Below are 12862 nucleotides of genomic sequence, written 5' to 3'. Positions count from 1 at the left end.
ATAATTTATAAGGTTATTACTGCGTTTTCGGCGATGCTCACGGTTTCGCCTCTTCTGTGACTCACTACAGGGTGCCGGTTAATTAACCATTATCGGCAACAATTTGTTCTGCCCGCAATATACGGCGGGCTGATATTGTCTGACTGGGAGCTGGTATTATGCCTGTTGCGCTGCTGGCATTGGCACTGAGTGCTTTTGCTATTGGTACCACCGAATTTGTCATTATGGGGCTGCTGCCTCAGGTGGCGGGTGACTTACATATCTCGATTCCAACTGCCGGTTGGTTAATCAGTGGTTATGCGCTGGGAGTGGCAATTGGCGCACCTATCATGGCAGTACTGACCGCAAAGTTGCCACGTAAAAAGACATTATTACTATTAATGGTGATCTTTATTATCGGTAACCTGATGTGTGCTCTGGCATACAACTATGATTTCCTGATGCTGGCCAGAGTGATTACGGCGCTGTGTCATGGTGCTTTCTTTGGGATTGGTGCCGTGGTTGCCGCCAATCTGGTGGCGCCGAATCGACGAGCTTCGGCGGTGGCACTGATGTTTACTGGCCTGACGCTGGCCAATGTGCTGGGCGTGCCCCTAGGGACCGCGCTGGGGCAGGTTTTCGGTTGGCGCTCAACATTCTGGGTGGTTTCAGTCATCGGTTTATTCTCACTGGCCGCCCTTTACAGTAAATTGCCTTCCTCTCAGGAAGAGGCCCCGACCGAACTGCGTAAAGAGATAGCTGCACTGCGTGGAGGGGGAATCTGGCTATCTTTATTGATGACGGTCTTTTTTGCCGCCGCTATGTTTGCTCTCTTTACTTACATCGCCCCCATTCTGACAGAAGTGACGCAGGTTTCAGAACATGGTGTCAGTTGGACATTGTTGCTGATGGGGGTTGGTCTGACATTGGGCAATATTGTCGGGGGGCGGCTGGCCGATTGGCACCTTTCCGTCAGTCTGACGATGACTTTCCTGTTAATCGCTCTGTTTTCTGCCTTGTTCAGTTGGACCAGCTATTCATTATTGGCAGCAGAAGTGACACTGTTTCTATGGTCAGCGGCAGCTTTCTCAGCAGTACCTGCACTACAAATCAATGTGGTTACCTATGGTAAAAAAGCACCTAATCTGGTGTCGACCCTGAATATTGCCGCCTTTAATGTCGGCAATGCTTTAGGGGCATGGGTTGGTGGTGTGGTGATTGCTCGTGGGTTAGGTTTAACCGCCGTGCCCTTTGCCGCCGCGGCACTGGCGGTGATGGGGCTGCTACTGTGCCTGTTTACCTTCTCCCGGGCGCGTGCCGGTAAGGTGAAAGCTGTTTAGGCCCGTTGCGAAAACTTAATATTGTTGGGTAATCACTTGGGTTAGGCGCTGCTGGAAAGTGATGGCCTGCTGCTTTAAATGCTCGATAAACGTATCTACCAAAGTAGATGATGGGCGATGTTTCGGTTGTATCAAACTGATAGTAAAGGGGATTTCGATGCTGAATGGCCGCACGCACACGCCTTCAGCGCCCCCTTTGCTAATATAGTCTAATGCCGTGAGTGGATTGACAATCGATACCCCCACCCCTTCCCGTACCATGGCGCAGACCGATGCAGCACTGTGAGTTTCCAGCACTAACCTTCGGCTAATGCCTTGTTCAATAAATAGTTTATCCAATAATTGGCGATAGCTGTCGGTAACGGACAAGCTGATAAAGTTTTCACCCTGGAAGTCTTGTGGTGTCAGTAGTGATTTATCCCGCAACGGATGGTCACTGGGCAATACGCAAATCTCATTCACGGTCATCAGGGGATGGCGCAACGTACCGGCAGGAGTCTGGGTGTTTTCTGTCAGACCAAGGTCATGACGCTGAGCTGAAAGCCACTCTTCCAGTAGCGGCGATTCCTGCGGGATGATGCTCAGACTGACTTCCGGGTAGCGGTCAATAAAGGGTTTGCACACAGCGGGTAGCAGCGATTGAGAAAAGACCGGTAGGCAGGCAATAGAAAGCTGCGCCTGTTGGAATTGACGAATACCCTCAGCAGCTTGTCGGATGCGATCAAGACCGTAATAAGAGCGTTGTACCTCTTCAAATAGCCGCAAGCCTTGTACTGTGGGATAGAGGCGGCCACGTACACGCTCGAAGAGTGTTAATTGGACTAATTGCTCAAAGCGGGCCAGTTCACGGCTAACGGTGGGTTGGGATGTCTGGAGTAATAAGGCGGCTTCAGTCAGGTTACCGGTGGTCATGACACCATGAAAAATCTCGATTTGTCGTAGGGAAATGGTGGGCATCACAACACTCCTGAAGTGGCGACGGTTTACTGTAAGCCATATCATAAATGAATAGACTCACGGTAAATAGATATTTTCCTAACAGGTATTCAGTTGCTAATAATGAGGTATCAGCGAAATCATTTTTTTCGCCCAACATATTGATGAACAATTATTAGGAAAAACCTATGCCGCGCACACTTTATGACACCACTTCGGCACTGACTGCCCACAATCTGCTGGCTCTGCCTGAGCAATTTGGCTGCCCGGTGTGGGCGTATGATGGTGAGATAATTGCTCAAAGAATCAACCAATTACGAAATTTTGATGTTATTCGTTTTGCCCAGAAAGCCTGTTCGAATATTCATATTCTCGGTTTGATGCGTGAGCAGGGTGTCAAAGTCGATTCAGTCTCGTTGGGTGAGATAGAACGTGCGATACATGCTGGCTTCCAGCCGGGGCAGGAACCGGCTGAGATCGTATTTACCGCAGATCTGCTGGATCAGGCCACGTTATTACGGGTGACTGAATTAAACATTCCGGTCAATGCCGGTTCAATCGATATGCTGGATCAACTGGGGCAACATGCCCCAGGGCACCCCGTTTGGTTGCGGATAAATCCGGGTTTTGGTCATGGTCATAGCCAAAAAACCAATACTGGCGGTGAGAACAGCAAACACGGCATCTGGCATCAAGATTTACCACAAGCTATTGAGAAAGTTAAAAAATATGGTTTAACGCTGGTGGGTGTTCATATGCACATTGGTTCTGGTGTTGATTATCAACATCTGGAGCAAGTTTGTGATGCCATGGTTCAGCAGGTGATTGCACTGGGGCAGGATATCAGCGCTATCTCTGCCGGTGGTGGGTTATCGATCCCTTATCAATTTGGTGATGATGAGATTGATACCGAACACTATTATGGCTTATGGAATAAAGCCAGAGAGCAAATTGCCGCCCATCTCGGCCATCCGGTTAGCCTGGAAATTGAGCCAGGCCGCTTTCTGGTGGCCGAGTCAGGTGTTCTGGTGGCGCAGGTGCGGGCTGTTAAAGATATGGGCCGTCGCCACTATGTGTTGGTGGATGCCGGATTTAACGATTTGATGCGGCCAGCAATGTATGGCAGTTATCACCATATTTCGTTGCTGCCTGCTGATGGGCGCGACCTCACATCGGCACCGTTGATTGATACGGTAGTTGGCGGTCCGCTGTGCGAGTCAGGTGATGTATTCACTCAGGAAGCGGGTGGTGGATTGGAAACCCGCGCATTGCCCGCCGCTAAAATTGGTGATTATTTGGTATTCCACGATACCGGGGCTTATGGTGCGTCGATGTCTTCGAACTACAACAGCCGCCCATTATTGCCGGAAGTGCTGTTCGAACAGGGGCAGCCGCGCTTAATTCGCCGTCGGCAAACCATTGAAGAACTTATTGCATTAGAGCAGATTTAACGACTTTGTTATCAAAAGGATAGGTTGAATTAGCTTATACAAAAAAGTCCTCAACCGATAGCCAGAGACATAACTCAAGGCTATCGGTTACCTGCATTTGATCCTATTTGCATTTGATACAAACGTCCTCAGCGGTAATAGGGCCCTGGTACCACCGAATCACGTAATTTTAACTCACCGATGAAGGGGGGCAGCGGTAGCACCGGTTTGCCCGCAATCAGCTTCAACGCCTGAGTAATGGCGGCTTCAATCATCGCATCAATCGGCAGATACACAGTTGAGAGTGCCGGTTGCAGGTAAGGTGCGGTAGGTTCGTCATCAAAACCAAATAACGAAACATCTTGTGGTAGCTTTTTCCCCGCCTGATTAAGGGCTTTCATCGCCCCGATAGTCATATCATCATTGTAGATAAACAGCGCGCTGAAGCTAATATCGCGTGCCAATAGCGCCTGACATCCTTGATAACCGTCAGGTACGCCACTATCGCCATGGATAATCAGATCTTCATTCAGCGCGATTCCGTGCGCCTCCAGCGCTTGCTGATAACCGGCAAGGCGGGATTGGGCCGTGGAGGTGGTGATTGGCCCGGTAATATAGGCAATATCACGATGCCCTTGCTGTATCAGATAATTAACCGCATTAAATGCAGCTTGTTGCTGTTCGAAGAACACACAGCGCTCACGGGCCAGGGGTAAATCACGATTAATAACCATCAAGGGGGCGGCTACGTTGGCAAGCAATTGCATTAAATCAGCTTCAGACATTGAGCGAGTGTAAAGAATAATGGCATCACAGCAACGGTCAGCCAGTAACTGAACTGCCTGCTGTTCGCCTTGTGGCGTATCGTGGCCATCTGTCACGATCAAATGCTTACCACTGGCTTCAATCAGTTTCGCAGCCTGCTGGAGTAAACGGCCAAAGTAGGGGCCTTCAAAGTTCGAAACCACTAACCCGATGCTGTTGGAGCTTCTGTTGGCCAGTGATTGTGCTAGAAAATTAGGGCGGTAACCCAGTTCGTCCATCGCCTTAAACACCGCCTCACGGGTGCTTTCCTTCACCTGCCCGGTGCCGTTTAATACCCGGGAGACAGTGGCCTTGGAAACACCGGCGCGCAAAGAGACATCCAACATGGTAATCATCAATCGTAAACCTCTTGGCTGGGTAGCTATTGCCCCAGTCGGCCCGTGTCATAACACCATAACAGCCGGGCGTGGCACTCTCGTTGGGTGCGGCGTAGTGGGCGATTTTTGTGGCATAACTGCCGAATATCGCGGCAGTTTAGCATAGCGCAGGCGGGTTGCAGCTCTTTGTTATCGACAGTTCTCGTCATCTGCGGGCGTTTGCGGGCTGGCGACAGAATGGCGGCGGACCAGCGTTGGGCTGAACATATTGGTGATTTCTGGCAACGGGGTATGGTTGGCCAGCGCCAGCGCCAATTCTGCGGCCTGTGTCGCCATCGCAACGACCGGGTAGCGGATGGTGGTCAGCCGGGGGCGCAGATAACGAGAAATTAATACATCATCAAAACCAATCAGTGAGATCTCTTGCGGCACTTCGATGCTGTTGTCGCTGAGAACAGACAATGCGCCAGCAGCCATGGAGTCGTTATAACAGGTAACTGCCGTAAAGTGTCTACCACGGCCGAGCAGGTCGGTCATGGCCTGTTCGCCGCCAATCTCATCTGGTGTACCGTAGGATATTAAGCGGTCATCAACCGGAATCTCAAACTCTTTTAGTGCGTCCAAATAGCCTTGTAGGCGATCAATGGCATCGGAAATTTGGTGATTAGAGCAAATAATAGCGATGCGTTTATGCCCTTGCTGAATCAGATGGCGGGTTGCCAACCAGGCACCATAACGGTCATCTAATGCGACACAGCGGGTTTCGAAACCCGGTAATGTGCGGTTAATCAACACCATACCGGGGATCTGTTCCATTAATGATGTCAATTCTTCATCGGACAGTTTTTTGGCATGAACCACCAGGGCGGCACAACGATGGCGAATCAGTTGTTCGATGGCCTGACGCTCTTTCTCTTCGTCATGGTAACCGTTACCAATCAGCAAGAAATTTCCGGTGGCATAGGCCACTTGTTCGACAGCTTTGACCATCGATCCAAAGAATGGATCTGACACATCAGAAACAATCATGCCTACCGTTTCAGTTGATTGCTGGGCCAGCGCCCGCGCATTGGCGTTCGGGTGATATTGCAGTTGTTCCATGGCGTTACAGACCGCCATACGTGATGTCTCACTGGCCTTGGGAGAATTATTGATAACACGAGATACCGTCGCGACGGAAACACCCGCCAGCTTGGCAACATCCTTAATAGTGGCCATTTTTCTTCCAGAGATTTTCAGGGTAATCGCTTACATCACTCAGTTTTGCGGAAAACGGTGTTGCCCGCAAGGGGGGAAGATCGCAACTTGGTGAGAAAAAATCACAGAAACAGCAATTAGCACGATTACCTGTGGTTTTCGCAAGCCACAGGTTTCGATTTGACCTGCCTTGGTTAACCCAGCGCATTAAATGAAACGGTTAGTACAAAACGATTATGTTTAGTCGAAATTGTGCTTTGGTCTTACTGCCCGCTGAATGTTATTTTTATGATCTATTTAATTGCCTGAGATAGCCATGTCCATCATCCGTTACCCCCAGCTTGCCCACTGGGGCGCTTTTACCGCTGTTGTTGAAGATGGCAAACTGATCCGTTGCGAGCCATTTGCCAATGATCCCAACCCTTCTCGGTTGTTGGAATCCATTACACCCATGGTTTATTCCGATAAACGTATTCGCAAACCGGCGATACGCCGATCGTGGTTACAGCAGCGAGAGAAAAGTGATCGAACTTTGCGTGGTCGGGAAGACTTTGTTGAGGTGGAGTGGGAGGTCGCGCTGGATTTAGTGGCGCAAGAGAATCGCCGGGTCAGGGACCGTTATGGCCCGTCAGGGATATTTACCGGCTCCTATGGTTGGTCTTCTGCCGGGCGTTTACATCACGCGCGTTCATTAGTCCGGCGTTTCTATTTCAGCGGCGGCGGCGGGGTTGATCAACTGGGCAACTACAGTTGGGGCTCGGCACAGTTTTTTCTGCCTTATGTGATTGGTACTTTTAGCCCGTTGACCGGCAGGGTGACATCATGGCCGAGTGTGGTTGAGCATTGTGAACTGTTTATTGCGTTCGGCGGGTTGGCACTGAAAAACGCTCAGGTCTCTTCCGGCGGGTCGGCGGAACATTCATTAAAACCCTGGTTGGAAAAACTGGCACAAAAAGGCACGCCAGTGATTAACATCAGCCCGATGCGGGATGATTGCCCGGCATTTGTGAATGCCGAATGGATACCGATTCGTCCCAATACAGATGTAGCACTGATGCTGGCGCTGGCTTATGAAATCCAACGTGTTGACGGGCAGGATGGGGCTTTCCTGGCTACTCATTGTGTGGGCTATGAGCAATTAGCTGATTACATTCGTGGGGTGAATGACGGTATTGCTAAAACACCTGAGTGGGCCAGCGAGATTACCGGTATTCCCGCACCAAGAATTACCCAGTTAGCCCAGCAACTTATCGGTGTTCGCAGTTTTATGACCTGCTCCTATTCAGTACAGCGCGCACACCGTGGTGAGCAACCTTACTGGATGATGATTGCCTTATCAGCCATGCTGGGGCAAGTGGGGCTGCCCGGCGGTGGCTTCTCATTTGGTCATGGATCGATGAACGGTGTGGGTAACCCGCGGATAGACACGCCGGGGCCAAGTATGCCGGTGGGTAAAAATCCATCTGGGTTGGCTATTCCAGTGGCCCGCATTTGTGACATGTTGCTGCAACCGGGGCAGCCGTATCAGTTCCAAGGGGAAACCCATACCTATCCCGATATTCATTTAGTGCATTGGGCTGGCGGCAATCCATTCCACCATCATCAGCAATTGAACCGGCTGGTGGAGGGGTGGCAAAAGCCGGACACCGTGATTGTGCAGGATATCTGGTGGACACCTGCGGCTAAAATGGCCGATATCGTGCTGCCAGTGACCAGTTCGCTGGAACGTAATGATATCGGTGGCTCGTCACGCGATCGCTATGTATTGGCGATGCATCAGGCGATTGCGCCACAACATCAGGCCCGTAACGATTTTGATATTTTTGCTGATTTGGCCGAACGACTGGGTTATCGCAGTGAATTTACCGAAAATAGAGATGAAATGGCCTGGATTCGGCATATCTACCAGGAGTGCGGAGTGGCACAACAGCCACACGGGGTGGAATGGCCTGATTTTGAATCTTTTTGGCAACGGGGCCATGTTGATTTACCTGCTCCGCCAAAGGAGTTCGTGTTCTTTGATGCTTTTCGCGAAAACCCACAGACTAATCCGCTGCAAACGCCAAGTGGCAAAATTGAGCTGTTCAGTGAGAAAATCGCCAGCTATCACTATGAGGATTTTGCGCCTCATGCCGAGTGGCAACCACCGGTTGAGTGGTTAGGGGCACCACAGGCTGAGCAGTGGCCGCTGCATCTGATCTCTATTCAACCCGAGGATCGTCTGCATAGCCAACTTGATCCGGCGCCATTGGCGCAAGGGAATAAAACCGCCGGCCGTGAAACGTTGTATATGCACCCACAAGATGCAGCCAAACGTGACATTACTGAGGGCAGTCAGGTTCAGGTCAGCAACTTACGGGGTCATTGTCTGGCGGGAGTGCGCATTACTGATGGTGTCACTCAAGGGGTAGTGTTAATGGCAACAGGGGCCTGGTTTGATCCCGGTTTCGGCGGCAAGCAACATAAAGTTGAACAATCAGGTAACCCCAACGTTCTGACGCTAGACATTGGTACCTCGCGTTTAACTCAAGGCCCGAATGCAATGAGTTGTCTGGTTGAGGTGGCGCGATACTAATTTTATCTTAGCGAGGCTTAGGGTGTTGCCGGTGGGATAGCGGCAGCACCCATTATTTTGGCAATGCACCTCAATGAATTACAAACCTATTTCGTCTTTCTGACAATGTTCACTACTGGTTACACTTTGCACGTAAATGTTGCGATTGCTTGCTGGCTGTGGCTTCACTGAAACGGATACAGTATTCATCCCAGAGGTATTAATTGGTGAGTAATCAACATACGCTGTGTGTTAAAAGCCAGTTTTTTATTTGCACCAACCTACGCAGATGCGTAGGTTTTTTTTTATTTCTTCCTGCTGCTGTGATTATCAGCCTCCTGTTAGCAATATTTTAGCCACTATTATAGTATTCTCTCTTTTTCATATTCATTGTCTTATAGGGAAATAAACATGGGTTATCGCTTATTGCGTGCTCTTTTTCGTCGATTATTTCGTGTCACCATTGATGGTGTGACGGATCAGTTTACCCATCAAAAACTGATAATTACGCCGAATCATGTCTCTTTCCTTGATGGGGCTTTGCTCGCATTATTTCTGCCGATCAAGCCGGTTTTTGCGGTCTATACCAGTGTTTCTGAGAGCTGGTATATGCGCTGGCTAAAACCTTATATCGATTTTGTCGCACTGGACCCTACCAAGCCAATGGCTATCAAACATTTGGTCAGGATGGTAGAACAAGGCAGGCCAGTCGTGGTGTTCCCTGAAGGGCGTATTACCGTAACTGGCTCATTGATGAAAATCTATGATGGTGCTGCATTTATTGCCGCCAAATCAGGCGCTACGGTCGTCCCAATCCGTTTGGAAGGGCCAGAATTTACCCATTTTGGGCGTTTGGGTGATGTGCTCAAACTCCGCTGGTTCCCAAAAATCAGCATTCATGTTTTGCCTGCGACCACGTTACCCATGCCGCAAGCGCCGCGTGCCCGTGACCGTCGGGTGTTGGCGGGTGAACACTTACACGCCATTATGATGGCCGCGCGTATGGCTATCGTGCCACGGGAAACGCTGTTTGAAGCGTTGTTATCGGCACAAACTCGTTATGGGCGTTTTAAACCCTGTATTGAGGATGTTTCATTTAAAGAAGACAGTTATCAAACGCTACTGAAGAAAATCCTCGGTGTCAGCCGTATCCTGCAACGCTTCACCGCGCAGGGCGAGCATGTTGGGATGTTATTACCGAATGCGACGATTACTGCGGCGGCGATCTTTGGTGCTTCTCTGCGTGGCCGTATTCCGGCAATGCTTAATTACACTTCGGGTGCCAAAGGGTTGAAGAGTGCAATTACTGCGGCGTCGTTGAAAACCATCGTCACCTCGCGCCAGTTTTTGGAAAAAGGCAAACTGACACATTTGCCTGAACAGGTTACTGAGGCAAATTGGGTCTATCTGGAAGATTTAAAAGATACGGTTACGCTGGCAGACAAATTGTGGATTTTATTCCATTTATGCTGTCCGCGCCGGGCGATGTTGCCACAACAGGCGGATGATAGCGCACTGATTTTGTTCACTTCCGGCTCGGAGGGGAACCCAAAAGGCGTGGTACATTCTCACGCAAGTATATTGGCTAACGTTGAGCAGATCCGCACCATTGCCGATTTCACCCCGCGTGATCGCTTTATGTCTTCGCTGCCGCTGTTCCATGCTTTCGGCCTGACGGTGGGGTTATTCACTCCGCTGATGACCGGTAGCCGAGTATTCCTTTACCCCAGCCCGCTGCATTATCGGGTGGTACCAGAATTGGTGTATGACCGTAACTGCACCGTGCTGTTTGGCACGTCAACTTTCTTGGGCAACTATGCTCGCTTTGCTCATCCTTATGATTTTGCTCGGTTGCGTTATGTGGTGGCTGGGGCTGAAAAACTGGCTGATAGCACCAAACAGATTTGGCAGGACAAATTCGGCATTCGTATTCTGGAAGGGTATGGCGTCACCGAATGTGCGCCGGTAGTGGCGATTAACGTGCCGATGGCAGCGAAAGTGAATACCGTTGGGCGCATTCTTCCTGGTATGGAGGCGCGCTTGATAACTGTGCCGGGAATCGAGCAAGGTGGGCGTTTGCAATTGCGCGGCCCCAATATTATGCGCGGTTATCTGCGCGTAGAGCATCCGGGGGTGTTGGAACAACCGGCGGCGGAGAATGCTCAGGGTGAGCGTGAGGAGGGTTGGTACGATACCGGTGATATTGTCACCCTCGATGAGAGGGGGTTCTGCGCCATTCGCGGGCGGGTGAAGCGTTTTGCCAAATTAGCCGGTGAAATGGTATCACTGGAGAGTGTCGAACAACTGGCATTACGTATCTCGCCCGAGGGGCAACATGCCGCAGCGGCTAAAACCGACAGCGCCAAAGGAGAAGCACTGGTGCTGTTTACCACTGACAGTGAAATTACCCGCGAACGGCTGATTAAAGCCGCACGTGAGGGTGGGGTGCCAGAACTGGCAGTTCCACGTGATATCAGAGTAGTGAAAGCATTACCCCTACTGGGGAGTGGTAAACCTGACTTTGTTACGTTAACTAAAATGGCACAGATGCGGAGATGAGCGAATGAGTCAGCAAGCATTGTCAGATAAGCCTTTGCTCTCCAGAGGAATGATCGCCGTACTTGGCGCTCAGTTTTTCTCAGCTTTTGGTGATAATGCACTGCTTTTTGCCACCTTGGCATTAATTAAGCAGCAGTTATATCCCGACTGGAGCCAGCCTATCTTGCAAATGGCCTTTGTGGCCACTTATATCATCCTGGCTCCGTTTGTCGGGCAAGTGGCTGATAGCTTTGCCAAAGGGCGAGTGATGATGGTCGCGAATGGCCTGAAGTTGGCGGGTGCATTAGTTATCTGTTTTGGTCTGAATCCATTTCTTGGTTACAGCCTGGTTGGAGTAGGGGCTGCGGCTTATTCACCAGCTAAATATGGCATCTTGGGAGAAATCACTTCCGGCGAGCAGTTGGTTAAAGCCAACGGCATGATGGAGGCATCAACCATTGCGGCTATTTTACTCGGTTCAGTCGCCGGTGGGGTGCTGGCTGATTGGCATCTGATCGCGGCATTGAGTGTCTGTGCGCTGGTGTATGCCATTGCGGTGGTGGCTAATCTATTTATCCCACATCTGGCTGCTGCCCGAACCGGCAGCTCATGGCGGCCACGGGCCATGACCGGCAGTTTTTTTGCCGCATGCCGCATTCTGTGGCGGGATGGCGAAACTCGCTTCTCACTGGCGGGGACCAGCCTGTTCTGGGGCGCAGGGGTCACGTTGCGCTTCCTACTGGTGCTATGGGTGCCGGTAGCATTGGGGATTGCCGATAACGCAACCCCGACGCTGTTAAATGCCATGGTGGCGATTGGGATTGTGATTGGCGCGGGTGCTGCGGCACGTTTCGTGACACTTAAAACAGTAAAACGCTGTTTACCGGCGGGGGTATTAATTGGTGTGGTGGTGGCGGCATTCTCACTGCAACACAGTATGCCAATGGCCTATTTACTGTTGATTATTATCGGGATCTTAGGCGGTTTCTTTGTCGTACCGCTCAATGCCTTGTTACAAGAGCGCGGCAAACAAAGTGTGGGCGCCGGGAATGCCATTGCAGTGCAAAATCTGGGTGAGAATACCGCAATGTTGTTGATGCTGGGGCTCTACTCGGTGGTAGTAAAACTGGGCGCGCCAGTCGTCGCGGTTGGCGTTGGTTTCGGTGTGCTCTTCGCGCTGGCGATTGCGTTGCTATGGGGCTGGCAGTGGCAGCAACTGCGCCGTAAAGCGGTTAAATGATGGGATAATAGTCAATATCAATGCCGCCGAGTGCGGCATTATTTATTGTCAGTAGTCTAAGGCCGCATTAGCAGCCTTTCCATTTACATTAACTTGTTGAAATACATTGATTTTATTTTAATGGTGTCCGCATAGTGACCACGGTTCGGGCTGTCCTTCCTAATTTATGTTTCTGCCTTAGCTTGAGACGGGAACTCAAAAAACAATAGAGTTGATTTGAAATGGAATTTTCAGGATTAAGTAAAGGGATTAAGTTTTTTGCAACTATCTACAATCAGTTACGTGAAGATAGCGCGAAGATATTTGTACACTTATTTATCATCGGATGTGGCTTTCCTGCTATCGCTTACTTATGGGGCGGTGAAGAGCGAGCCTTGACCATTTTTGGCTCTATGGTAGGTAATGATTCAATCTATAAATATTCTGTAGCAGGAATTTATGTCGTTTCTCTGTTACTCAAGTGGGTGTTTGTTTTTAACAAATGGAATCTAGGCGGTTTCTTTTAT

At 50.2% G+C, this 12862-nt stretch carries 9 protein-coding genes; 6 read left to right on the top strand and 3 right to left on the bottom strand.

Annotated features, from left to right (window positions below; all coding sequences use genetic code 11):
• Positions 1-158 precede the first annotated feature (158 nt).
• Positions 159-1319: an MFS transporter gene (locus V2A85_RS17440; protein ID WP_420071961.1), complete on the top strand. Its 1161-nt coding sequence runs from the start codon at positions 159-161 to the stop codon at positions 1317-1319.
• Positions 1320-1334: 15 nt separating this feature from the next.
• Here the strand turns inward: V2A85_RS17440 and V2A85_RS17435 are convergent, their stop codons facing one another.
• The gene (locus V2A85_RS17435) at positions 1335-2276 is read right to left on the bottom strand and encodes a LysR family transcriptional regulator (protein WP_420071960.1); all 942 of its coding nucleotides are present in this window, start codon (positions 2274-2276) and stop codon (positions 1335-1337) included.
• Between the two features lie 167 nt (positions 2277-2443).
• On the opposite strand from V2A85_RS17435, the gene lysA reads away from it, so the two are divergent.
• Positions 2444-3706: a diaminopimelate decarboxylase gene (lysA, locus tag V2A85_RS17430; protein WP_420071959.1), complete on the top strand. Its 1263-nt coding sequence runs from the start codon at positions 2444-2446 to the stop codon at positions 3704-3706.
• 128 nt (positions 3707-3834) lie between these two features.
• Here the strand turns inward: lysA and V2A85_RS17425 are convergent, their stop codons facing one another.
• Both V2A85_RS17425 and galR read right to left on the bottom strand, forming a co-directional pair.
• On the bottom strand, positions 3835-4845 hold the full coding sequence (locus tag V2A85_RS17425) for a LacI family DNA-binding transcriptional regulator (protein WP_420071958.1): 1011 nt from the start codon (positions 4843-4845) through the stop codon (positions 3835-3837).
• A gap of 171 nt (positions 4846-5016) precedes the next feature.
• The gene (gene galR, locus V2A85_RS17420; RefSeq protein ID WP_420071957.1) at positions 5017-6045 is read right to left on the bottom strand and encodes an HTH-type transcriptional regulator GalR; all 1029 of its coding nucleotides are present in this window, start codon (positions 6043-6045) and stop codon (positions 5017-5019) included.
• Between the two features lie 295 nt (positions 6046-6340).
• Here galR and V2A85_RS17415 point away from each other — a divergent pair, with 295 nt between their 5' ends.
• The 4 genes from V2A85_RS17415 to V2A85_RS17400 all read left to right on the top strand — a co-directional run.
• Positions 6341-8599: a molybdopterin guanine dinucleotide-containing S/N-oxide reductase gene (locus tag V2A85_RS17415; RefSeq protein WP_420071956.1), complete on the top strand. Its 2259-nt coding sequence runs from the start codon at positions 6341-6343 to the stop codon at positions 8597-8599.
• 390 nt (positions 8600-8989) lie between these two features.
• Positions 8990-11137 (top strand): bifunctional acyl-ACP--phospholipid O-acyltransferase/long-chain-fatty-acid--ACP ligase, encoded by a 2148-nt coding sequence (aas, locus tag V2A85_RS17410; RefSeq protein WP_420071955.1) that lies wholly within the window; start codon positions 8990-8992, stop codon positions 11135-11137.
• A 4-nt stretch (positions 11138-11141) separates the two neighbouring features.
• A complete protein-coding gene (gene lplT, locus V2A85_RS17405) occupies positions 11142-12356 on the top strand; it encodes a lysophospholipid transporter LplT (RefSeq protein WP_420071954.1) in 1215 nt (404 codons plus the stop codon).
• 221 nt (positions 12357-12577) lie between these two features.
• Positions 12578-12862 (top strand): hypothetical protein (locus tag V2A85_RS17400; RefSeq protein WP_420071953.1); only part of this gene is annotated, 285 nt, incomplete at its 3' end.

Origin of the sequence: Yersinia sp. 1252 StPb PI, from assembly GCF_048593885.1 — a bacterium.
In the GTDB taxonomy this organism is placed as follows: domain Bacteria; phylum Pseudomonadota; class Gammaproteobacteria; order Enterobacterales; family Enterobacteriaceae; genus Yersinia; species Yersinia enterocolitica_E.
Note: the sequence above shows the minus strand (reverse complement) of the source record. Positions and strands in the feature narration are given on the sequence as shown.

Excerpts from the sequence above, each read along its gene's own strand:
- V2A85_RS17440 (WP_420071961.1), top strand. The coding sequence starts at position 159 with ATGCCTGTTGCGCTGCTGGCATTGGCACTGAGTGCTTTTGCTATTGGT.
- lysA (WP_420071959.1), top strand. The coding sequence starts at position 2,444 with ATGCCGCGCACACTTTATGACACCACTTCGGCACTGACTGCCCACAAT.
- V2A85_RS17415 (WP_420071956.1), top strand. The coding sequence starts at position 6,341 with ATGTCCATCATCCGTTACCCCCAGCTTGCCCACTGGGGCGCTTTTACC.
- galR (WP_420071957.1), bottom strand. The coding sequence starts at position 6,045 with ATGGCCACTATTAAGGATGTTGCCAAGCTGGCGGGTGTTTCCGTCGCG.
- V2A85_RS17435 (WP_420071960.1), bottom strand. The coding sequence starts at position 2,276 with ATGCCCACCATTTCCCTACGACAAATCGAGATTTTTCATGGTGTCATG.
- aas (WP_420071955.1), top strand. The coding sequence starts at position 8,990 with ATGGGTTATCGCTTATTGCGTGCTCTTTTTCGTCGATTATTTCGTGTC.
- V2A85_RS17425 (WP_420071958.1), bottom strand. The coding sequence starts at position 4,845 with ATGATTACCATGTTGGATGTCTCTTTGCGCGCCGGTGTTTCCAAGGCC.
- lplT (WP_420071954.1), top strand. The coding sequence starts at position 11,142 with ATGAGTCAGCAAGCATTGTCAGATAAGCCTTTGCTCTCCAGAGGAATG.